Consider the following 21,377-nt stretch of genomic DNA (forward strand, 5'->3'; position numbering starts at 1 on the left):
CTGGGCACAGGGCCGTCAGGACGGCTCGGTCAGCTTGCCCAGGGTCGCCTCCAGGGCGGCGACTTCCCCCAGCAGAGGCGATTGCGGGTAGCGCGTCCGGATGAAGGCCAGCAGCTTCTGCGCCGGACCGAGCTGGCCCAGGCCTTCGGCAAAGCCGCGACTGGCCAGCAGGTAGGCCCGGGGAATATGCGGGTAGTCGGGAAAGCGCTGGTGCAGGTTGCGCAACAGGCTCAGGCCTTCCCGGGTCTTGTGCCGCTGCAACAGCGCCTCGGCCACCCGTTCGCAGACCAGGGCATCGTCGGGCAGGTAGTCGGCCCCGAGCTGGCGCGCATTGAGCACGGCCGTCGCCGCCAGCGCCGGATTCAGCCGGGCAGCCAGCGGCAGATAATGCGCCAGGTGACGCAAGCAGCGCTCGCGGGCATTGAGGCCGAACAGCAGCTGATGGAAGCGCTCGTTGAGCTTGAGGTCGTTGGCGTCACGCTCCAGGGCCTTGGCCAGGGTTTCCAGGGCCTGGCCGCTCTGGCCTTCCTTGAGGCGTACTTCCGCCTCGGCCAGGGCGCGCCGGCGCAGATACTCCGGGGCCGGATAGGCCGCAGAGGCGTTTTCATCGGCGATCACATAACCCAGGGCGCCCTGATACTGGAACACCGCATAGCCCATCATGGCGCACATCACCACGCCGAAATAGCCGAACAGGAAGGCGGCGACCGGCATCAGCACCACTCGCGGCAGGCCGCTGGAGAGCATATAGGTGACCCAGCTCGGCGACTGCCAGAGGATGAACAGGAAGACGCAGAGGATCAGGTAGCGCCAGCCCATGGCCCCCATCACCTGGCCGATCTGCTCCGGGCTCAGCGCCGCGCCCAGCTCCTTGTCCAGTGCCAGGCGGATGATGCTCGCCGGCAATGCCAGCAGCAGGCCGATATTCACCGCCCAGTACAGCGCTTCGCTGTCGAAGTCGGCGGCCAGCCACAGCACGGCGAAGGCGATCAGAAACACCGCCAGCTGCTTGCAGAACAGGCTGAAGCCCTCGCCGCCGAAGGCGCTGGCCAGACTCGGGGCCTGCCGGTCGGCCTGGCTGCTGGCCTCGATCACGCTGTGGAAGTACTTGGTCGCCACGCTGAACAGCAGGATCCACAGCACTATCCAGCGCGGCATGAACAGGCTGGCCAGAGCCAGCAGGGCGGCGAACGCCAGGGGGCCGCCCTGCAGGGCGTAGACGAAGAATGCGGGGATACGCTCCCAGAACGGCTGGGCCGTGTTGGCTGCGCCGAGAAACTGCAAGCGGCCGGCGCACAGGGGGCAAGTAGGGGTTTCGTCCGGGGCATCGGCATTCAAGGGAATGCAGCAGTCGCCATAGGCACGCTGGCAGGGCGGGCACTGCCAGGTGGCCGGTTGCGCCGGATGGTAGCGGCAGAGGGTCTTATCCATAAGCGATATGTCCTGATGCGGTTCACGGCGGCCGCCAGTGGCCGCGGCACTGCGCGGGGCGGCCCCTGCAGCGGCGCTATTGTCCAGGCAAAAAAAAGAGGGCCGCAATGCGGCCCTATTTTTCAGCGTGGCAGTCGCCCGCTATCAGACACCCGAGGCCTCGGCCGCAGCGACGTCCTTGATCGACAGCTTGATCCGGCCGCGGTTGTCCACGTCCAGTACCAGGACCTTCACTTCCTGGCCTTCCTTCAGCACGTCGGTGACCTTCTCGACGCGCTGATCGCTCAGCATCGAGATGTGCACCAGGCCGTCCTTGCCCGGGAGGATGTTGACGAAGGCGCCGAAGTCGACGATGCGCTCGACCTTGCCGACGTAGATCTTGCCGATCTCGGCCTCGGCGGTGATGGCCAGCACGCGCTGCTTGGCCGCTTCCGCCGCTTCCTTGGTTTCGCCGAAGATCTTGATGCTGCCGTCGTCTTCGATGTCGATCGAGGCCTTGGTCTCCTCGCAGATGGCACGGATGGTCGCGCCGCCCTTGCCGATCACGTCGCGGATCTTGTCCTGGTCGATCTTCATCGCCAGCATGGTCGGGGCGTTGGCCGACAGCTCGCTGCGCGACTGGGCGATCACCTGGTTCATCTGGCCGAGGATGTTCAGGCGCGCTTCCAGGGCCTGGCCCAGGGCGATTTCCATGATCTCTTCGGTGATGCCCTGGATCTTGATGTCCATCTGCAGCGCGGTGACGCCCTTGGCGGTACCGGCCACCTTGAAGTCCATGTCGCCCAGGTGGTCTTCGTCGCCGAGGATGTCGGTCAGCACGGCGAACTTCTCGCCTTCCTTGACCAGACCCATGGCGATACCGGCCACCGGCGCCTTCATCGGCACACCGGCGTCCATCAGCGCCAGGGAGGCACCGCAGACCGAGGCCATGGAGCTGGAGCCGTTGGATTCGGTGATTTCCGAGACCACGCGGATGGTGTAGGGGAACTCGTCGGCGCTCGGCAGCATGGCCGAGACGCTGCGGCGGGCCAGGCGGCCGTGACCGATCTCGCGGCGACCGGCGCCACCCATGCGCCCACACTCACCGACCGAGAACGGCGGGAAGTTGTAGTGCAGCATGAAGGGGTCTTTCTTCTCGCCTTCCAGGGTGTCGAGCAGCTGGGCGTCGCGGGCGGTGCCGAGGGTGGCGACCACCAGGGCCTGGGTCTCGCCACGGGTGAACAGCGCCGAACCGTGGGTCTTGCCCAGTACGCCGACCTCGATGGCCAGCGGGCGCACGGTGCGGGTGTCGCGGCCGTCGATACGCGGCTGGCCGTTGACGATGTTCTCGCGCACGGTGCGGTACTCGATCTCGCCGAAGGCGTCCTTGACCTCGCCGGCGCTCGGCTGGCCTTCCTCGCCGGACAGCTTGGCCACGGCCTGGTCACGCAGCTCGCCCAGACGGTTGTAGCGGTCCTGTTTGACGGTGATGCAGTAGGCCTTGGAGATTTCCGCGCCGAACTCGCCACGGATGGCGTCCAACAGTGCGGTGTTCTCCGCCTTGGGCTGCCAGTCCCAGGTCGGCTTGCCGGCTTCGGCCGCCAGCTCCTTGACCGCCTGGATCACCGACTGGAATTCCTGGTGGGCGAACAGCACGGCGCCCAGCATCTGGTCCTCGGTCAGCTCCTTGGCTTCCGACTCGACCATCAGCACAGCGTCCTCGGTACCGGCCACGACCATGTCCAGGCTGGAGGCCTTGAGCTGCTCGTAGGTCGGGTTAAGCAGGTAGCCGGTGCTTTCATGGAAGGCCACGCGGGCAGCGCCGATCGGGCCATCGAAGGGAATGCCGGAGACGGCCAGGGCGGCCGAGGTGCCGATCATGGCGGCGACGTCCGGGTCGGTCTTCTTGCTGGTGGAGACCACGGTGCAGACGACCTGCACTTCGTTCATGAAGCCTTCCGGGAACAGCGGGCGAATCGGCCGGTCGATCAGGCGCGAGGTCAGGGTTTCCTTCTCGGAAGGGCGGCCTTCGCGCTTGAAGAAGCCACCGGGGATCTTGCCGGCGGCGTAGGTCTTCTCCTGGTAGTGCACCGACAGCGGGAAGAAGCCCTTGCTCGGGTCGGCGGTCTTGGCACCGACCACGGTCACCAGCACGCTGACGTCGTCGTCGACGGTGACCAGCACGGCGCCGGAGGCCTGACGGGCGATACGGCCAGTCTCGAGGGTAACGGTCGACTGACCGAACTGGAATTTCTTGATTACCGGGTTCACGGTGTTTTCCTTCTCTCTGTTGCCTTTGGGGAAATCTGGATAGTGCAAAATTCGTGGGCAGTTACGGGAGTCGGACCCGAGCCTGTCCAAAATGCGCCGGGCTGAAACGCAAAAGCTGGAAGCGGGGGCCAGCCCCACTTCCAGCTTCGGCATTCAGCTACGCGTAAGCATTGCTTAGCGACGCAGACCCAGACGACCGATCAGGGTGCTGTAACGAGTGGTGTCCTTACCCTTCAGGTAATCCAGCAGCTTACGACGCTGGTTTACCATGCGGATCAGACCACGACGGGAGTGGTGGTCCTTGCCGTTGGCCTTGAAGTGACCTTGCAGCTTGTTGATGTTGGCCGACAGCAGGGCAACCTGCACTTCCGGGCTACCGGTGTCGCCTTCAGCTTGCTTGTACTCGTTTACGATCTGGGCTTTCTCTTCAACGCTGAGTGCCATGGGGGCATCCTCTCAGTAAGGCAACTGCCGAAGCAGTCGCAATAGGCCGGGAATCGCTTCCCGTGTTTTTAAGTGAGGTATGACCGTGCCTATTAACAGCCACCCTCGATACACGCGGACCAGAGCCGAAACCCCAGGCCCGCGCTACGGTCATGCCGACCGAATCAAGCGACGCGGCGCGATGCGCCCGTCTTCGCTCACTTCACCGATACCGATGAAGCGGCCGTTGTGATCTTGCACCCGCACCATGCCGAACTTCGGCGCCTCGGGCGCGCGCACCGGCTGCCCCTGCAGCCAATAGAACGCACTGTGCTCGGAGAACTGCAGCAGCGGCCAGTGCTGCAAGCCGCTGTCCACCGGCAGCAGGAAGCGGTCCAGGGCCTCGTTGCCGCCTTCGGCGTGAGCCTGCTCCAATGCTTCCAGGCTGACCGTCTGCGCCAGGGCGAAGGGGCCGGCCTTGGTCCTGCGCAACTCGGCGACATGGGCGCCGCAGCCGAGCAGCTGACCGAGGTCTTCGACCAGGGTGCGAATATAGGTGCCCTTGCTGCAGTCCACCGCCAGGCGCGCCTGCTCCGCCTCGCAGTCCAGCAATTCCAAGCGCGCAATAGTAACAGAACGCGGCTCGCGCTCCACTACTTCGCCGGCACGCGCCAGCTTGTACAGCGGCTGGCCGTCGCGCTTGAGGGCCGAGTGCATGGGCGGTATCTGGCTGATCTCGCCGCGAAACTGCGGCAGCAGCGCCTCGATATCGGCGCGCCCGACGGTCACCGCACGGCGTTCCAGCACCTCCCCCTCGGCATCCCCGGTGCTGGTGGTCACCCCCAGCTGCATCAGGGTTTCATAGCCCTTGTCGGCATCCAGCAGGTACTGGGAGAACTTGGTCGCCTCGCCGAAGCACAGCGGCAACACGCCGGTGGCCAGGGGGTCGAGACTGCCGGTGTGCCCGGCCTTCTCGGCATTGAGCAACCAGCGCACCTTCTGCAGTGCCGCGTTGGAGCTGAAGCCGCGCGGCTTGTCCAGCAGGATGATGCCATTGACCTGGCGACGCACACGTTTTACCTGGGCCATCGGCTACTCCTCTGTCTTGCCTGCGTCATGCTGGCTGTCTTCCGCCATGGCACGATCGATCAGGGCCGACAGGTGGGCGCCACGACTGACGCTCTCGTCGTAATGGAAGCGCAGCTGCGGCACGCTGCGCAGCTTCATGGCCTTGCCCAGCTGCATGCGCAGGAAACCACTGGCGTCGTTGAGCACCTTGAGGCTCTGGGCCACCTGGTCGACGCCATCTTCGGCCGCCATCACGGTGATATAGATCTTCGCGTGGCCGACGTCGCGGCTGACTTCCACGGCGGTGATGGTCACCAGCCCCAGGCGCGGGTCCTTGACCTCACGACGGATCAATTGCGCCAGCTCGCGCTGCATCTGGTCGCCGATGCGCTGGGCCCGGCTATAGTCTTTTGCCATCTCTACTACCTTCCACTCGCCGCGACGCGTCGAAGGCATCGGGCTCAAAAGCGGCAAACGCCCGGCCGCGCGAGAGCGGGGCCGGGCGCTGCATATTGCGACTCGTCGCCTTAGAGGCTGCGAGCCACCTGGACTTTCTCGAACACCTCGATCTTGTCGCCGACCTTGACGTCGTTGTAGCTCTTCACCGCGATGCCGCACTCCATGCCAGCCCGCACTTCGGACATGTCGTCCTTGAAGCGGCGCAGGGATTCCAGCTCGCCCTCGAAGATCACCACGTCGTCGCGCAGTACGCGGATCGGACGGTTGCGGTGCACCACGCCCTCGACGACCATGCAACCGGCCACCGCGCCGAACTTCGGCGAGCGGAACACGTCGCGGACCTCGGCGATACCCAGGATGTTCTCCCGGACGTCGCTGCCGAGCATGCCGGTGAGGGCCTTCTTGACGTCTTCGATGATGTCGTAGATGACGTTGTAGTAACGCATGTCCAGCGCTTCCTGCTCGACGATCTTCCGGGCGCCGGCATCGGCGCGCACGTTGAAGCCGAACAGCACGGCGTTGGAGGCCAGCGCCAGGTTGGCGTCGGATTCGGTGATACCACCGACACCGCCACCGACCACACGCACCTGCACCTCGTCGTTGCCCAGACCGCTGAGCGAGCCCTGCAGGGCCTCGAGCGAACCGCGCACATCGGCCTTGAGGACGATGTTGAGGGTCTTCTTCTCATCCTGGCCCATGCTCTCGAAGATGTTCTCCAGCTTGCCGGCGTGAGCCCGGGCCAGCTTGACCTCGCGGAACTTGCCCTGACGGAACAGGGCGACCTCGCGGGCCTTCTTCTCATCGGCCACCACGGTCATCTCGTCACCGGCATCCGGCGTACCGTCCAAGCCGAGGATCTCGACCGGGATCGACGGGCCGGCCTCTTTCACCGGCTTGCCGTTCTCGTCGAGCATGGCGCGGATGCGGCCATAGTTGGAGCCGACCAGGACCATGTCGCCCTGACGCAGGGTGCCGTCCTGTACCAGCAGGGTCGCCACCGGGCCACGGCCCTTGTCCAGACGCGATTCCACCACCACGCCGCGCCCAGGGGCGGTCGGCGTGGCCTTGAGCTCGAGGACTTCGGCCTGCAGCAGCACGGCTTCGAGCAGCTCGTCGACGCCGGTACCCATCTTCGCCGAAACCGGAACGAAGGGTGCGTCACCGCCCCACTCTTCCGGAATCACGTCCAGAGCGGCCAGGCCGTTCTTGATGTTGTCCGGGTTGGCCTCCGGCTTGTCGATCTTGTTCACCGCGACCACGATCGGTACACCGGCAGCCTTGGCGTGCTGCACGGCTTCCTGGGTCTGCGGCATGACGCCGTCGTCGGCCGCCACCACCAGGATGACGATGTCGGTGGCCTTGGCACCACGGGCACGCATCTGGGTGAACGCGGCGTGGCCCGGGGTATCGAGGAAGGTGACCATGCCGCGGTCGGTTTCCACGTGGTAGGCACCGATATGCTGAGTGATGCCGCCGGCCTCGCCCGCCGCCACCTTGGCACGACGGATGTAGTCGAGCAGCGAGGTCTTGCCGTGGTCGACGTGGCCCATCACGGTCACCACCGGCGCACGGGAGATCGCCTCGCCTTCGAACTTCAGGGACTCGGCCAGCTGCTCTTCCAGGGCGTTGTCGCTGACCAGCTTGACCTTGTGGCCCAGCTCTTCGGCGATCAGTTGCGCGGTTTCCTGATCCAGCACCTGGTTGATGGTCACCGGAGTGCCCAGCTTGAACATGAACTTGATCACTTCGGCGGCCTTCACCGCCATCTGCTGAGCCAGCTCGCCGACGGTGATGGTCTCACCGATCGCCACTTCGCGGACGATAGGCCCGCTCGGGCTCTGGAAGCCATGCTGATTGCGCTTCTTCAGCTTGGACTTGCCGCGGCCGCCACGACGGAAGCCATCGCTCTCCTCGTCAATGGTGCGCGGCGCGACGCGCGGGGCCGGCGCCTTCTCCTTGACGGTCGGGCGATGCTGGGTGGTCTTGCGCTCGCCACGACGATCGTCATCGCCACGCACCTTGTCGGCGCGACGCGGCTCTTCCTTCTTGCGCTCTTCCACCACCGGAGCGGCCACCGGCAATTCGACCACGGTCGCAGAAGCCGGCGCCGGGGCGCTCTCCTCGACCTTGGTGGAGGCCGCCTTGAGCTTGGCCTCTTCCTCGGCGCGACGCTTGGCCTCTTCCTCGGCCTTCAGGCGCGCCGCCTCGGCGGCTGCGCGCTGCTCGGCCAGCTCGCGCTGCTTCTCGGCTTCGATCTCTTCGGCGCTGCGCTTGACGAAGGTCTTCTTCTTGCGCACTTCGACGCTGATGGTCTTGCTGCCAGCCACCCGCAGGGTGCTGGTGGTCTTGCGCTGCAAGGTGATCTTGCGCGGCTCTTCGACCTTATCGCCGTGGCTGCTCTTGAGATGAGCCAGCAGGGCTTGCTTCTCGTTATCGGTGACAACTTGCTCGGCACTGCTGTGCGGCAAACCCGCCTCTCGCATCTGCTGCAGCAGGCGCTCTACCGGTGTGTCGACCACTTGGGCCAGTTCTTTCACCGTGACTTGCGACATGCATTTCTCTCCTCAGGCCGTAAAACTTACTCGAACCAGTGGGCTCGGGCGGCCATGATCAGCTTGCCGGCACGCTCTTCGTCGATGCCGTCTATGTCGAGCAAGTCGTCGATCGACTGCTCGGCCAGGTCTTCGCGGGTAACCACGCCGCGCACTGCCAGTTCCTGCGCCAACCCCTTTTCCATGCCCTCGAGAGAGAGCAGGTCTTCGGCCGGGTGGGCGTCTGCCAGCTTTTCTTCTGTGGCGATGGCTTTGGTCAGCAGGCGGTCTTTAGCCCGCGCGCGCAGTTCGTTGACGATTTCCTCGTCGAACCCCTCGATGCTGAGCATCTCCTCCATCGGCACGTAGGCGATTTCTTCCAGGCTGGTGAAGCCTTCTTCCACCAACACCTGGGCCAGCTCCTCGTCGACTTCCAGCTCGTCGATGAAGCGCTGCAGGATGTCGCCCGTCTCGGCCTGCTGCTTGGCCTGGATGTCCGCCTCGCTCATCACGTTCAGCGTCCAGCCGGTCAGCTGGCTGGCCAAACGGACGTTCTGACCGCCGCGGCCGATGGCCTGGGCCAGGTTGTCCTCGGCGACGGCGATGTCCATGGCATGGGCATCTTCGTCGACGATGATCGCCGCCACTTCCGCCGGCGACATGGCGTTGATGACGAACTGCGCCGGGTTCTCGTCCCACAGCACGATATCCACCCGTTCGCCGCCCAACTCACCGGAAACCGCCTGCACGCGCGAACCACGCATGCCGATACAGGCGCCCTGCGGATCGATGCGCTTGTCCTTGGAGCGCACCGCAATCTTGGCGCGCGAACCCGGGTCGCGGGATGCCGCCATGACCTCGATCAGCTCCTCGGCGATCTCCGGCACTTCGATGCGGAACAGCTCGATCAGCATTTCCGGCGCGGTGCGCGAGAGGATCAGCTGCGGACCGCGGTTCTCGGTGCGGATCTCCTTGAGCAATGCACGCAGACGCGCACCGACACGGAAAGTCTCGCGGGAGATGATGTCTTCACGGGCCAGCAGGGCTTCGGCGTTGTTGCCCAGATCGACGATGACGCTGTCGCGGGTCACCTTCTTCACGGTGCCGGAGATGATCTCGCCCAGACGTTCGCGATAGGCCTCGACCACCTGCGCCCGCTCGGCCTCGCGCACCTTCTGCACGATCACCTGCTTGGCGGTCTGCGCGGCGATGCGGCCGAACTCGATGGACTCGATCTTCTCCTCGAGCACATCGCCGACCTTGGCATTGGCTTCGCGCGCACGCTCCATGTCCGTGGTCAGCTGGTAGGCCGGGTCCTCGAACTCTTCCTCTTCTACCACTGTCCAGCAGCGGAAAGTCTCGTAGTTGCCGGTCAGGCGATTGATTGCCACCCGCAACTCGACTTCATCTTCAAAACGTTTCTTGGTCGCAGTGGCCAGGGCCAACTCCAGCGCCTCGAAAATCACGCCGGCCGGAACGCCCTTTTCGTTGGACACCGACTCAACAACCAGCAGTACTTCTTTGCTCATCGTACGCCTCGCCTTTCGCAATCCATTGGGATCCACGCAATCCGCGTACCCCGCGGGATCCGCGTCTCAATCAAACCGGGGGATAACATTGGCCTTGTCGATCGAGTCGATCGGCAACAGGAACTCGTGGTCATCCACCTGCACCACCACGTCCTGCTCCTCCACAGCGCGAAGGAGACCCTGAAAGTTGCGACGCCCTTCGAACGGCGAACGCAGCTTGATCTTCACCTGTTCACCGATATAGCTGGCGAACTGCTCCAGCGTGAACAGCGGTCGATCCATGCCCGGCGAAGACACCTCCAGGGTGTACTCCGCGCTGATCGGGTCTTCGACATCGAGGACGCCACTGACCTGCCGACTGACCTTCTCGCAATCGTCAATCAGAACGCCGTCGGCATGATCGATATAAATACGCAGCAGCGAATGCCGCCCTTGCGACAGGAACTCGACACCCCAGCATTGATAGCCGAGTGCCTCGACTACCGGGGCCACCAAGGCCTGCAACTGTTCTAGCTTGCTCGACACCTGAACCCCTCGCGCATGCTGTACAAATAAAAAATGGGCGAAACGCCCATCCCTTCGATTCGGCTCGACCGGCCGAAAATACTGTCTCCCAGCTAGCAAAAAGCCCCTTGACAGGGGCTCCGCTACTACTGGTTGCGGGGGCTGGATTTGAACCAACGACCTTCGGGTTATGAGCCCGACGAGCTACCAGACTGCTCCACCCCGCGTCAAAGCTGGGGCCGAAGTATACGGCCGAACCCACAGAGGGGTCAACCGAAGCTCCAGCAACGAAAAGACCCGCATGTAGCGGGCCTTCTCGTAAATTGGTACCGAGGAGGGGACTCGAACCCCTACAGCCTATGGCCACTACCACCTCAAGGTAGCGTGTCTACCAATTCCACCACCTCGGCAAAATCGTTTGAAACCAATACCGCATTTACTGCTGCTCTGGAGCCTGAGGTACGTCCGCTGCTTCCGCCGCCGACTTCTGCTCTTCGAGCACCGGCACATCTTCAGCTGCCGGTCTTTCTTGCTGCACTTCCTCAACCGCCGGGGCTGGCAGCCCCACCTGGCTCAACACATCAGCTTTTTGATTAGCAAAGAACGCTAAGCCCAAGCTGGTTAAGAAAAAAGCGGTGGCAAGTATAGCAGTAACACGACTCAAAAAGGTAGAGGAACCTTGGCTACCGAAAACGGTAGCAGAAGCACCCGACCCGAAAGACGCACCCGCATCGGCACCCTTACCCTGCTGCAACAGCACCAACGCAACCACACCGATCGCACCCAGCAGATGAAGAACTACTACGACTGTTTCCAGCATGTTTTCAGCTTCCCGCGGCGCGACAGATCGCACCGAACTCATCCGCATTCAGAGAGGCTCCACCCACAAGCCCCCCATCTATATCCGGCATACCGAACAGCTCGGCAGCATTGGCAGCCTTGACACTGCCGCCATAAAGAATTCTCACCTTACTCGCCACATCGGCATCCTGCGCCGCGAGCCGCGCCCGTATGGCCGCATGCACCTCTTGCGCTTGCTCGGGCGAGGCCGTCAGCCCGGTGCCTATCGCCCAGACCGGCTCATACGCCACTACAGCGCGAGCAAACACCCCAACCCCCTGAGCATCGACAACCGCAGCCAGCTGACGCTCCACCACGGCCAAGGTTTCACCCGCCTCACGCTGCGCCAGGGTCTCCCCCACACAGAACACCGGGATCAAGCCACAGGATTGAGCCGCAACAAACTTGCGCACCACAACCTCATCGGACTCGCCTAGGGACAAACGGCGCTCCGAGTGCCCAACCAGCACCATTGCACAACCAGCCTCCTGCAACTGACTGGCAGCCACCTCGCCAGTCAGCGCACCCTGCCGGGGCTCGACCGCGCAATCCTGACCACCAATCACCACAGGCACTTCAGCCAGCCCCTCTACGACCTGCGCGATATGCAGGCAGGACGGAAAGACTGCCACCTCAGCATCACCCGACAACGACTGCCGGCGAAGACCTTCGATCAGCTCTGCGACGCTGGCGCGGGTACCGTGCATTTTCCAGTTACCAGCAACCAGGGGGCGACGCATGCTTTACCTCGTCGGTCAAAGAGGGCGCAGATGTTACCCAACAGCTCTCGGCCTGGCAAGCCGTATCAAGCACATACTTCGGCAACAACTTTAGCCAATTCATCGGCATAGCCGCGCACCTGGCCCTCGTCGTCGCCCTCGACCATGACACGCACCAGCGGCTCGGTACCGGACTTGCGCAGCAGTACACGCCCACGCCCAGCCATGCGCTCGGTCACCCGCGCACTGGCATCCTGCACCGCCGGATGCTCGAGCGGGTCCTCGCCGCCAGCGAAGCGCACATTCACCAGCACCTGCGGGCACTTGCGCATGCCCTGGCGAGCCTCGGCCAGGCTCTGCCCCCGGCGCTTGAGCGCCAGCAACAGCTGCAAGGCGGCGATGACCGCATCGCCGGTGGTGGTGTGCTGGAAACACACCAGATGGCCGGAGTTCTCCCCGCCGAGCTGCCAGCTCCGTGCGAGCAACTCGGCGATGACATAACGGTCACCGACCTTGGCACGCACGAAAGGAATGCCCAGGTCGGCGCAGGCCAGTTCCAGACCGAGATTGCTCATCAGGGTACCGACCACCCCGCCGTGCAGCTTGCCTCGCTCCTGCAGGTCGCGGGCGATGATGTACAAGAGCTCGTCGCCATCGACCAAAGCACCGGTGTGATCGACCATCAGCACCCGGTCGGCGTCGCCATCGAAGGCGATACCCAGATCGGCCTGCTGGGCGACCACCTCGGCCTGCAGCGCGTCCATATGGGTCGAACCGCAGCCGTCGTTGATATTGAGCCCGTTGGGCTGCGCGGAAAGCACCGACACCTGGGCGCCGAGCTCGCGGAATACGCTAGGCGCCACCTTGTAGGCTGCGCCATGGGCACAGTCGACCACCAGCTTCAGCCCGCTGAAGTCGGTACTGGTCGGCACACTGGCCTTGCAAAACTCGATGTAGCGACCGGCCGCATCGTTGATACGCGTTACCTTGCCCAGTTGCTCGGACTCGACGACGGTCATGGGGGCGTCGAGCAGCTCCTCGATCATCAGCTCCACTTCGTCAGGCAGCTTGGTGCCCTGGCCGGAGAAGAACTTGATGCCGTTGTCATGGTGCGGATTGTGCGAGGCACTGATGACGATGCCCGCCTCGGCATGGAAGGTGCGGGTCAGGTAGGCGATCGCCGGCGTCGGCATGGGCCCCAGCAGCATCACGTCGGCACCGGCCGCCAGCAGCCCGGCCTCCAGGGCCGACTCGAACATGTAGCCGGAAATGCGCGTGTCCTTGCCGATCAGGATGCGGCACTTGCCCTGCTTGCGAAACGCCATGCCGGCTGCCCAGCCGAGCTTGAGCATGAAATCCGGGGTGATGGGAAACTCACCGACACGCCCACGGATACCGTCAGTACCGAAATATTTTCTACCCATAACCAGACTTCCTTCTGAATTATTCGGCCGCTTCGACCGCGGCGATCATGCGTACCACGTCGACCGTTTCCGCCACGTCGTGAACCCGAACGATGTGCGCGCCCTTGGCCACGGCGAGCGCCGCCAGGGCCAGGCTGCCGTACAGGCGCTCGCCCACCTCGTGACCGAGCACCCGGCCGATCATGCTCTTGCGCGAAACACCGACCAGCAATGGCCGCCCGAGTTCATGCAACGACTCCAGGCGCTTGAATAGACTGAGATTGTGCTCCAGGGTTTTGGCGAAGCCAAAGCCCGGATCGAGGATCACCCGCTCGGCGGCGATACCGGCCGTCGCACAGGTCGCCAGCCGCTCGGCCAGAAAACCGCGCACCTCGCACAAGATATCGGCATAGCTGGGGCTCTGCTGCATGGTGCTCGGCTCGCCGCGCATGTGCATCAGGCACACGGGCAGGCCACTGGCGGCGACGGCCTCCAGCGCGCCGTCGCGCTGCAGCGAGCGCACATCATTGATCAATCCGGCCCCCAGGCGCGCGGATTCGCGCATGACCGCCGGCGTCGAGGTATCCACCGAGATGATCACGTCGAGCTCGGCGGCAATGGCCTCCACCACCGGCGCTACGCGCTCCAGCTCTTCGACGGGCGATACCGCGCGGGCACCGGGGCGGGTCGACTCGCCGCCGACGTCGATCAGCGTCGCCCCGGCGTGCACCATCTCGGCCGCATGGCGCAGCGCCGCATCGCGCCGACTGAAGCGACCGCCATCGGAGAACGAGTCGGGGGTTACGTTGAGGATACCCATCACCTGTGGACGGGACAAATCAAGAAACCGGCTGCCACAGGGCAGCCGGTTCGCATCTAACACTAGGGACATGTGCGACCTTAATGCTCGGCGGCGGGACCACCGATAGGCTTCTCGGAGCTATCCGCCTCGTCGGCCTTGGCCGAAGGCTTGCCAGCGCCATCACCACCACCCCACCCCTTCGGTTCACGGGGCGTGCGACCGCTCATGATGTCATCGATCTGCTCGGCGTCGATGGTCTCGTACTTCATCAACGCCTCGGCCATGGCGTCGAGCTTGTCGCGGTTTTCCTCCAGCAGGCGCTTGGCGGTGGCGTAGCACTGATCGATGATGCTGCGCACCTCCTGGTCGATCATCTTCGCCGTGTCGGCGGATACGTTGCTGTGCTGGGTACCCATGCTGCGACCGAGGAACACCTCGCCCTCTTCCTCGACATACATCAGCGGGCCGAGCTTCTCGGACAGGCCCCACTTGGTCACCATGTTCCGCGCCAGCTGGGTGGCACGCTGGATGTCGTTGGACGCCCCCGTGGTGACCCCCTCGAATCCCAGGGTCATTTCCTCGGCGATACGCCCGCCGAACAGCGAACAAATCTGGCTGGTCAGCGCCCGCTTGCTCAGGCTGTAACGGTCTTCCTCCGGCAGGAACATGGTCACGCCCAGGGCGCGGCCGCGCGGAATGATCGACACCTTGTAGACCGGATCGTGTTCCGGCACCAAGCGCCCGACTATGGCGTGACCGGCCTCATGGAACGCGGTATTGAGGCGCTCCTTCTCGGACATGACCATGGTCTTGCGCTCGGCGCCCATCATGATCTTGTCCTTGGCCAGCTCGAACTCCTTCATTTCCACCAGACGCTTACCGGCGCGAGCGGCGAACAGCGAGGCCTCGTTGACCAGGTTGGCCAGGTCGGCACCGGAGAAGCCCGGGGTACCGCGGGCGATCACTGCCGGGTTGACGTCCTCGCTCATCGGCACCTTGCGCATATGAACCTTGAGGATCTGCTCGCGGCCGCGAATATCCGGCAGGCCAACCACCACCTGACGGTCGAAGCGGCCAGGGCGCAGCAGCGCCGGGTCGAGCACGTCGGGACGGTTGGTGGCGGCGATGACGATCACGCCATCGTTCATCTCGAAGCCGTCCATCTCCACCAGCAACTGGTTGAGGGTCTGTTCGCGCTCGTCATGCCCGCCGCCCATGCCGGCGCCACGATGACGACCGACCGCATCGATCTCGTCGATGAAGATAATGCAAGGGGCGTGCTTCTTCGCCTGCTCGAACATGTCGCGCACGCGGGAGGCGCCGACACCGACGAACATCTCGACGAAGTCGGAGCCGGAAATGGTGAAGAACGGCACCTTGGCCTCGCCGGCAACCGCCTTGGCCAGCAGGGTCTTGCCGGTACCGGGCGAGCCGACCATCAGCACGCCGCGCGGAATGCGCCCGCCGAGGCGCTGGAACTTGCCCGGGTCGCGGAGGAACTCCACCAACTCGCTGACCTCCTCCTTGGCCTCGTCGCAGCCGGCGACATCGGCGAAGGTGGTCTTGACCTGGTCCTCGGACAGCAGGCGTGCCTTGCTCTTGCCGAAGCTCATGGGCCCGCCCTTGCCGCCGGCGCCGCCCTGCATCTGGCGCATGAAGAACATGAACACGGCGATGATCACCAGGATCGGGAAGCTGGCCACCAGCAGCTGGGTCCAGATGCTCTGCTGCTCCGGTTGCTTGCCGACGATCTCGACGTTGTTGTCGATCAGGTCCTTGATCAGGCCGTTGTCCTGAATGGCCGGACGCACGGTCTCGAAGGACGATCCGTCGATGCGCACCCCGTTGATGATGTAGCCGTCAACGGTAACCCGCTGAACCCGACCATCCTGAACCTGCTCGATGAAATCCGAGTAGTTGAGCTTGTTCGTCTCGCTCGGGCTGGAGAAATTGTTCATCACCGTGACCAAAACAGCAGCGATGATCAGCCACAGGATCAGATTCTTTGCCATGTCGTTCAATTAGCTACCCTCTGAAGCAGGCCCCGTGCGCAAGCGTGCTTCGCATGACGACCAGTTATGTACCGATCTAACTTACTACACAACGCCTGCAGCTGGCAGACGCGGTCTGTAACCCTTTATTTGACGCCAACAGCCCCGCCGTCGAACACCCTACCGTCAAAGCGTTGGACTGACAGCCCCGCCCTTGGTTGCATCGGTGTCAGGCGCCGCGAAAGCCACGGGCCAACAGATACTGCTCACGGGAGCGATCGCGGGACGACAACGGCTTGCGCATCTGCACCTTGTCGAACATCTCGCGCACCTGCTTGTGGTACTGATCGAAACCTTCGCCCTGGAAGATCTTGATCAAGAAGTCGCCGCCCGGGCGCAACACGCGCCCCGCCAGATCCAGGGCCAACTCGCACAGGTACATGGCGCGCGGCTGGTCGGCCGCCCTTACCCCACTCATATTGGGGGCCATATCGGAAATCACAAGGTCCACCGGCTTGCCGCCGATCGCCTCGAGGATCTGCGCGAACACCGCGTCCTCGGTGAAATCGCCCTGGATGAAGGTGACATCCGGGATGCTGTCCATCTCCAGGATGTCGGAGGCGATCAGGGTGCCCTTGTCGCCGATCAGACGACTGGTCACCTGCGACCACCCCCCCGGAGCGGCGCCGAGGTCGACCACCGTCATGCCTGGCCGCAGGATGCGGTCCTTCTCCTGGATCTCCAGCAACTTGTAGCTGGCGCGCGAACGGTAACCGTCCCTCTGCGCCATTTTGACGTAGGGATCGTCGAAGTGTTCTTTCAGCCAACGGGGGCTGGTCTTGGAGCGGGCCACACGGCACCTCTATTTGTGCAGGTCGTGAATAACTGGGCGGGCCCGAAGGCGCTCGGGTAAACTAGCCGCCGCTTTTTACCAGATCAGACGCAGGGGTCAGATTATGCCGCTCACTCAGGAGCAGAAGAAACAATACAAATCTATCGGCCACCACCTGAAACCGGTATTGATCGTGGCCGACAACGGTTTGACCGAGGGCGTTCTGGCCGAACTGGAGCGCGCACTGAACGACCACGAACTGATCAAGGTTCAACTGCGCATCACCGAACGCGAAGATCGCCTGGCCGCGATCGATGAGTTGTGCAAGGCCGGCCGTGGCGAACTGGTGCAAGTCATCGGCAAGATGGCGCTGATCTACCGCAAGAATCCCAAGCCGAACAAGAACCTGTCCAACATCAGCCGCTTCCAGGGCTGATGCGGCACAAGCCGACCGCCTCGACGCCGTCGGCTTGCCTCGCCTGTCAGTCGCGACGGACCGGCACCGGCTGCAACACCAGCAGCAATCCACAGAACGCCGACACCAGGTAGCTGAACAGCAGCCAGCGCTGGGCGTCCGGCCACCACTGGCGTACCACGAAATAGCCGCCGGCCATCAGCAACACGGTCAGCAGCAGCTGACCGCGCAGGTCCCGCCACAGACTCGCCAGACGCTCGACCCGCACCAGCACCCATAGCTGCAGCAGGACGCAGCAGGCCGCCAGACCGATCAGCAGCGCGGTCAGTGTCGCGCCGATCTCCTCGATCAGCAGCGGCGCCAGCCCCAGCTTGGCCAGCGCCGGCAACACCAGAAACTTCAGCAGCCACAAGCCGCCGACCCAGAAGGTCTGGGCCAGCAGCCAGCTGATGGCGCCGGCACCCAAGGCCTGTCGCTCAGATATGGCGAACCTCGACGATCTCATATTCGACCAGACCGCTCGGCGTATGCACCGCCACCACATCGCCCTCCTCCTTGCCCACCAGGGCGCGGGCGATGGGCGAGCTGACCGACAGTTTGCGCTGCTTGATGTCGGCCTCATCCTCGCCGACGATCTTGTAGACCACACTCTCGTCGGTTTCGACGTTGGCGATCTCCACCGTGGTTCCGAAGATCACCTTGCCGGTGTGGGCGATGGTGGTGACGTCGATGATCACGGCGTTCTGCAGACGCCCCTCGATATCGCGGATGCGCGCCTCGACCATGCCCTGCTGCTCGCGAGCGGCATGGTACTCGGCGTTCTCCTTGAGGTCGCCCAGTTCGCGCGCCTCGCCGATGTCCTGACTGAGTTTGGGACGAACGACCTTGGTCAGATGAGCCAGCTCTTCCTCCAGGGCGCGCGCGCCCTGGACGGTCATCGGGTATTTATTCATGCCTGGATTCCTGCATGCAGATCCTGCAGCCGGCGCACGGTCTTCTCGGGACCGAACTTGAGCGCCTCACAGATCGCCTGACCCGCCGCGATGGTGGTGGTGCAGTAGATCTTGTGCTGCAGGGCGTTACGACGAATCGAGTAGGAGTCGGCGATGGACTGACGCCCCTCGGTGGTGTTGATGATGAGGGTGACCTCGTCATTCTTGATCATGTCGACGACATGCGGACGCCCCTCGGTCACCTTGTTCACGCGGCGCACCGGCAGGCCAGCCGCCTCGATGACCCGGGCGGTGCCGGCGGTGGCGACCACCTCGAAGCCCAGTTCGACCAGGTCGCGAGCGACCTGCACGGCGGCCGGCTTGTCGTCCTCGCGCACACTGATGAAGGCACAACCGCTGTTCGGCAGGATCTCGCTGGCCCCCAGCTGGGCCTTGGCGAAGGCCTCGCCGAAGCTGTCGCCGACCCCCATGACCTCACCGGTGGACTTCATCTCCGGGCCGAGGATGGGGTCGACGCCGGGGAACTTGGCGAAGGGGAATACCGCCTCCTTGACGCTGTAGAAGGGCGGGATGATTTCCTCGGTGAAGCCGACTTCGGCCAGGCTCTTGCCGGCCATGACCCGAGCGGCCACCTTGGCCAGCGACTCGCCGATGCACTTGGAAACGAACGGCACGGTACGCGAAGCGCGCGGATTGACCTCGATGACGAAGATGTCCTCGCCCTGCACGGCCATCTGCACGTTCATCAGGCCGACCACGCCGAGCTCCAGGGCCATCTTCTTGACCTGCTCGCGGATCTCGTCCTGGATGTGCGCCGGCAACGAGTAGGGCGGCAGGGAGCAGGCCGAGTCGCCGGAGTGCACGCCGGCCTGCTCGATGTGCTGCATGATCGCGCCGATCACCACGGTCTCGCCGTCGCACACCGCATCCACGTCCACCTCGATGGCGCAGTTGAGGAAGTGATCCAGCAACACCGGACTGTCATTGGACACCTGCACCGCCTCGCGCATGTAGCGCTTGAGCTCGTCTTCCTGATAGACGATTTCCATGGCGCGGCCGCCCAGCACGTAGGACGGGCGCACCACCAGCGGATAGCCGATGGCCTTGGACGCGGCCAGGGCCTCGTCTTCGCTGCGCGCGGTGGCGTTCGGCGGCTGGCGCAGGTTGAGGCGCTCGACCATCTGCTGGAAGCGCTCGCGGTCTTCGGCGCGGTCGATGGCGTCCGGGCTGGTGCCGATGATCGGCACGCCGGCCTCTTCCAGGGCGCGGCACAGCTTCAGCGGGGTCTGCCCGCCGTACTGCACGATGACGCCCTTGGGCTGCTCGACGCGGACGATCTCCAGCACGTCCTCCAGGGTCACCGGCTCGAAGTACAGGCGATCGGAGGTGTCGTAGTCGGTGGAGACGGTTTCCGGGTTGCAGTTGACCATGATGGTCTCGTAACCGTCTTCGCGCATGGCCAGCGCCGCGTGCACGCAGCAGTAGTCGAACTCGATACCCTGACCGATGCGGTTGGGACCGCCGCCGAGGATCATGATCTTGTCGCGGGCGGACGGGTTGGCCTCGCACTCTTCCTCGTAGGTCGAGTACATGTAGGCGGTATCGGTGGCGAACTCGGCGGCGCAGGTGTCGACGCGCTTGAACACCGGCAACACTTTGAGCTTGTGGCGCTGGCTGCGCAGGTTCTTCTCGGTGACGCCGAGCAGCTTGGCCAGGCGCGCATCGGAGAAGCCCTTGCGCTTGAGCTTGTACATCAGCTCGCGGTCGATGCTGGCCAGGCCGAGGGTCTTGACCCGCTCCTCGTCCTTGATCAGATCCTCGATCTGCACCAGGAACCACTCGTCGATGCGGGTCAGCTCGAAGACTTCGGCGACGCTCTTGCCGGCACGGAAGGCGTCGGCGACGAACCAGATGCGGTCGGCGCCCGGCACGGTCAGCTCGCGCTTGAGCACGCTCTCGGCTTCCGGGTCGTTGAGGTCGAGCTTGGGATCGAAGCCGGCGACGCCGACTTCCAGGCCGCGCAGAGCCTTCTGCACCGACTCCTGGAAGGTGCGGCCGATGGCCATGACCTCGCCCACCGACTTCATCTGGGTGGTCAGGCGGGCGTCGGCCTTGGGGAACTTCTCGAAGGCGAAACGCGGGATCTTGGTCACGACATAGTCGATGGCCGGCTCGAACGAGGCCGGGGTGCGACCGCCGGTGATGTCGTTCTGCAGCTCGTCGAGGGTGTAGCCCACGGCCAGCTTGGCGGCGATCTTGGCGATGGGGAAGCCGGTAGCCTTGGAGGCCAGGGCCGAGGAACGCGACACCCGCGGGTTCATCTCGATCACCACCATGCGTCCGGTGTTCGGGCAGATGCCGAACTGCACGTTGGAGCCGCCGGTTTCCACGCCGATCTCACGCAGCACCGCCAGGGAGGCGTTACGCAGGATCTGGTATTCCTTGTCGGTCAGGGTCTGCGCCGGGGCGACGGTGATCGAGTCGCCGGTGTGCACCCCCATGGGGTCGAAGTTCTCGATGGAGCAGACGATGATGCAGTTGTCCTTCTTGTCGCGGACCACCTCCATCTCGTATTCCTTCCAGCCGATCAGCGACTCGTCGATCAGCAGCTCGTTGGTCGGCGACAGATCCAGGCCGCGGGCGCAGATTTCCTCGAACTCCTCGCGGTTGTAGGCGATGCCGCCGCCGGTGCCGCCCATGGTGAAGCTCGGGCGGATGATGCAGGGGAAGCCGACCTTCTCCAGCACGCCGTAGGCTTCTTCCATGCTGTGGGCGATGCCGGAAACCGGGCACGCCAGGCCGATGTCCTTCATCGCCTTGTCGAAGCGCGAACGGTCCTCGGCCTTGTCGATGGTGTCGGCGTTGGCGCCGATCATCTCGACCCCGAACTTCTCCAGGACGCCATGGCGCTCCAGATCCAGGGCGCAGTTCAGCGCGGTCTGGCCACCCATGGTCGGCAGCAGGGCGTCGGGGCGCTCCTTCTCGATGATCTTGGCCACGGTCGACCACTTGATCGGCTCGATGTAGGTGGCATCGGCCATGGCCGGGTCGGTCATGATGGTGGCCGGGTTGGAGTTCACCAGGATGACGCGGAAGCCTTCTTCCTTCAGGGCCTTGCAGGCCTGGGCGCCGGAGTAGTCGAACTCGCAGGCCTGGCCGATGACGATCGGGCCGGCGCCGAGGATCAGGATGCTTTTGATGTCTGTACGTTTTGGCATGTGTCTTAC

The 21,377-nt window shown here is 64.1% G+C and carries 18 protein-coding genes and 2 tRNA genes; 1 reads left to right on the forward strand and 19 read right to left on the reverse strand.

What is annotated here, in order from left to right; translation table 11 throughout:
• Positions 1-15: 15 nt before the first annotated feature.
• From ACSX1C_RS12155 to rlmE, 16 genes are all read right to left on the reverse strand, one after another.
• Entirely contained in the window at positions 16-1,431 is a 1,416-nt protein-coding gene (locus ACSX1C_RS12155; protein ID WP_439886343.1) for a tetratricopeptide repeat protein, read from the reverse strand.
• Positions 1,432-1,575: 144 nt separating this feature from the next.
• On the reverse strand, positions 1,576-3,681 hold the full coding sequence (gene pnp / locus ACSX1C_RS12160) for a polyribonucleotide nucleotidyltransferase (RefSeq protein WP_439886344.1): 2,106 nt from the start codon (positions 3,679-3,681) through the stop codon (positions 1,576-1,578).
• Positions 3,682-3,855: 174 nt separating this feature from the next.
• On the reverse strand, positions 3,856-4,125 hold the full coding sequence (gene rpsO / locus ACSX1C_RS12165; RefSeq protein ID WP_318645001.1) for a 30S ribosomal protein S15: 270 nt from the start codon (positions 4,123-4,125) through the stop codon (positions 3,856-3,858).
• 150 nt (positions 4,126-4,275) lie between these two features.
• Positions 4,276-5,193 (reverse strand): tRNA pseudouridine(55) synthase TruB, encoded by a 918-nt coding sequence (gene truB / locus ACSX1C_RS12170; RefSeq protein WP_439886345.1) that lies wholly within the window; start codon positions 5,191-5,193, stop codon positions 4,276-4,278.
• Positions 5,194-5,196: 3 nt separating this feature from the next.
• Positions 5,197-5,589: a 30S ribosome-binding factor RbfA gene (gene rbfA / locus ACSX1C_RS12175; RefSeq protein ID WP_369959987.1), complete on the reverse strand. Its 393-nt coding sequence runs from the start codon at positions 5,587-5,589 to the stop codon at positions 5,197-5,199.
• 110 nt (positions 5,590-5,699) lie between these two features.
• Positions 5,700-8,183 (reverse strand): translation initiation factor IF-2, encoded by a 2,484-nt coding sequence (gene infB, locus ACSX1C_RS12180; protein ID WP_318644998.1) that lies wholly within the window; start codon positions 8,181-8,183, stop codon positions 5,700-5,702.
• 26 nt (positions 8,184-8,209) lie between these two features.
• Positions 8,210-9,691 (reverse strand): transcription termination factor NusA, encoded by a 1,482-nt coding sequence (nusA, locus tag ACSX1C_RS12185; RefSeq protein WP_318644997.1) that lies wholly within the window; start codon positions 9,689-9,691, stop codon positions 8,210-8,212.
• A 66-nt stretch (positions 9,692-9,757) separates the two neighbouring features.
• Positions 9,758-10,216 carry a ribosome maturation factor RimP gene (rimP, locus tag ACSX1C_RS12190; RefSeq protein ID WP_318644996.1) on the reverse strand — a complete coding sequence of 153 codons (459 nt, stop codon included), beginning with the start codon at positions 10,214-10,216 and terminating at the stop codon, positions 9,758-9,760.
• Between the two features lie 129 nt (positions 10,217-10,345).
• Positions 10,346-10,422, reverse strand: a tRNA-Met gene (locus ACSX1C_RS12195).
• 97 nt (positions 10,423-10,519) lie between these two features.
• A tRNA-Leu gene (locus ACSX1C_RS12200) sits at positions 10,520-10,605 on the reverse strand.
• 26 nt (positions 10,606-10,631) lie between these two features.
• Entirely contained in the window at positions 10,632-11,015 is a 384-nt protein-coding gene (gene secG / locus ACSX1C_RS12205) for a preprotein translocase subunit SecG (RefSeq protein ID WP_318644995.1), read from the reverse strand.
• Positions 11,016-11,019: 4 nt separating this feature from the next.
• Positions 11,020-11,775, reverse strand: coding sequence for a triose-phosphate isomerase (tpiA, locus tag ACSX1C_RS12210; protein ID WP_439886346.1), 756 nt, complete (start codon positions 11,773-11,775; stop codon positions 11,020-11,022).
• 65 nt (positions 11,776-11,840) lie between these two features.
• The gene (gene glmM / locus ACSX1C_RS12215) at positions 11,841-13,178 is read right to left on the reverse strand and encodes a phosphoglucosamine mutase (protein WP_439886347.1); all 1,338 of its coding nucleotides are present in this window, start codon (positions 13,176-13,178) and stop codon (positions 11,841-11,843) included.
• A gap of 19 nt (positions 13,179-13,197) precedes the next feature.
• A complete protein-coding gene (gene folP / locus ACSX1C_RS12220) occupies positions 13,198-14,049 on the reverse strand; it encodes a dihydropteroate synthase (RefSeq protein WP_439886348.1) in 852 nt (283 codons plus the stop codon).
• Positions 14,050-14,057: 8 nt separating this feature from the next.
• Positions 14,058-15,971 carry an ATP-dependent zinc metalloprotease FtsH gene (ftsH, locus tag ACSX1C_RS12225; RefSeq protein WP_439889410.1) on the reverse strand — a complete coding sequence of 638 codons (1,914 nt, stop codon included), beginning with the start codon at positions 15,969-15,971 and terminating at the stop codon, positions 14,058-14,060.
• A 208-nt stretch (positions 15,972-16,179) separates the two neighbouring features.
• On the reverse strand, positions 16,180-16,803 hold the full coding sequence (gene rlmE / locus ACSX1C_RS12230) for a 23S rRNA (uridine(2552)-2'-O)-methyltransferase RlmE (protein ID WP_318644990.1): 624 nt from the start codon (positions 16,801-16,803) through the stop codon (positions 16,180-16,182).
• Between the two features lie 103 nt (positions 16,804-16,906).
• On the opposite strand from rlmE, the gene yhbY reads away from it, so the two are divergent.
• The gene (gene yhbY, locus ACSX1C_RS12235; RefSeq protein WP_255839960.1) at positions 16,907-17,218 is read left to right on the forward strand and encodes a ribosome assembly RNA-binding protein YhbY; all 312 of its coding nucleotides are present in this window, start codon (positions 16,907-16,909) and stop codon (positions 17,216-17,218) included.
• Positions 17,219-17,264: 46 nt separating this feature from the next.
• Here the strand turns inward: yhbY and ACSX1C_RS12240 are convergent, their stop codons facing one another.
• From ACSX1C_RS12240 to carB, 3 genes are read right to left on the reverse strand one after another with little or no spacing between them, the layout of a single operon-like run.
• A complete protein-coding gene (locus ACSX1C_RS12240) occupies positions 17,265-17,663 on the reverse strand; it encodes a DUF4149 domain-containing protein (protein ID WP_318644989.1) in 399 nt (132 codons plus the stop codon).
• 10 nt (positions 17,664-17,673) lie between these two features.
• Entirely contained in the window at positions 17,674-18,150 is a 477-nt protein-coding gene (greA, locus tag ACSX1C_RS12245; RefSeq protein WP_318644988.1) for a transcription elongation factor GreA, read from the reverse strand.
• Positions 18,147-21,368: a carbamoyl-phosphate synthase large subunit gene (carB, locus tag ACSX1C_RS12250; RefSeq protein ID WP_439886349.1), complete on the reverse strand. Its 3,222-nt coding sequence runs from the start codon at positions 21,366-21,368 to the stop codon at positions 18,147-18,149. Before carB ends, greA begins: the two co-directional genes overlap by 4 nt.
• Positions 21,369-21,377: the final 9 nt, after the last annotated feature.

Source organism: Pseudomonas sp. MBLB4123, assembly GCF_051904775.1.
Classification (GTDB): domain Bacteria; phylum Pseudomonadota; class Gammaproteobacteria; order Pseudomonadales; family Pseudomonadaceae; genus Aquipseudomonas; species Aquipseudomonas benzenivorans_B.

What these genes read in the sequence shown, in the direction of transcription:
- glmM (WP_439886347.1), bottom strand. Translation starts at nt 13,178, where the DNA reads ATGGGTAGAAAATATTTCGGTACTGACGGTATCCGTGGGCGTGTCGGT.
- infB (WP_318644998.1), bottom strand. Translation starts at nt 8,183, where the DNA reads ATGTCGCAAGTCACGGTGAAAGAACTGGCCCAAGTGGTCGACACACCG.
- truB (WP_439886345.1), bottom strand. Translation starts at nt 5,193, where the DNA reads ATGGCCCAGGTAAAACGTGTGCGTCGCCAGGTCAATGGCATCATCCTG.
- folP (WP_439886348.1), bottom strand. Translation starts at nt 14,049, where the DNA reads ATGTCCCTAGTGTTAGATGCGAACCGGCTGCCCTGTGGCAGCCGGTTT.
- rbfA (WP_369959987.1), bottom strand. Translation starts at nt 5,589, where the DNA reads ATGGCAAAAGACTATAGCCGGGCCCAGCGCATCGGCGACCAGATGCAG.
- ACSX1C_RS12155 (WP_439886343.1), bottom strand. Translation starts at nt 1,431, where the DNA reads ATGGATAAGACCCTCTGCCGCTACCATCCGGCGCAACCGGCCACCTGG.
- carB (WP_439886349.1), bottom strand. Translation starts at nt 21,368, where the DNA reads ATGCCAAAACGTACAGACATCAAAAGCATCCTGATCCTCGGCGCCGGC.
- tpiA (WP_439886346.1), bottom strand. Translation starts at nt 11,775, where the DNA reads ATGCGTCGCCCCCTGGTTGCTGGTAACTGGAAAATGCACGGTACCCGC.
- ftsH (WP_439889410.1), bottom strand. Translation starts at nt 15,971, where the DNA reads ATGGCAAAGAATCTGATCCTGTGGCTGATCATCGCTGCTGTTTTGGTC.
- nusA (WP_318644997.1), bottom strand. Translation starts at nt 9,691, where the DNA reads ATGAGCAAAGAAGTACTGCTGGTTGTTGAGTCGGTGTCCAACGAAAAG.
- secG (WP_318644995.1), bottom strand. Translation starts at nt 11,015, where the DNA reads ATGCTGGAAACAGTCGTAGTAGTTCTTCATCTGCTGGGTGCGATCGGT.
- rpsO (WP_318645001.1), bottom strand. Translation starts at nt 4,125, where the DNA reads ATGGCACTCAGCGTTGAAGAGAAAGCCCAGATCGTAAACGAGTACAAG.
- yhbY (WP_255839960.1), top strand. Translation starts at nt 16,907, where the DNA reads ATGCCGCTCACTCAGGAGCAGAAGAAACAATACAAATCTATCGGCCAC.
- greA (WP_318644988.1), bottom strand. Translation starts at nt 18,150, where the DNA reads ATGAATAAATACCCGATGACCGTCCAGGGCGCGCGCGCCCTGGAGGAA.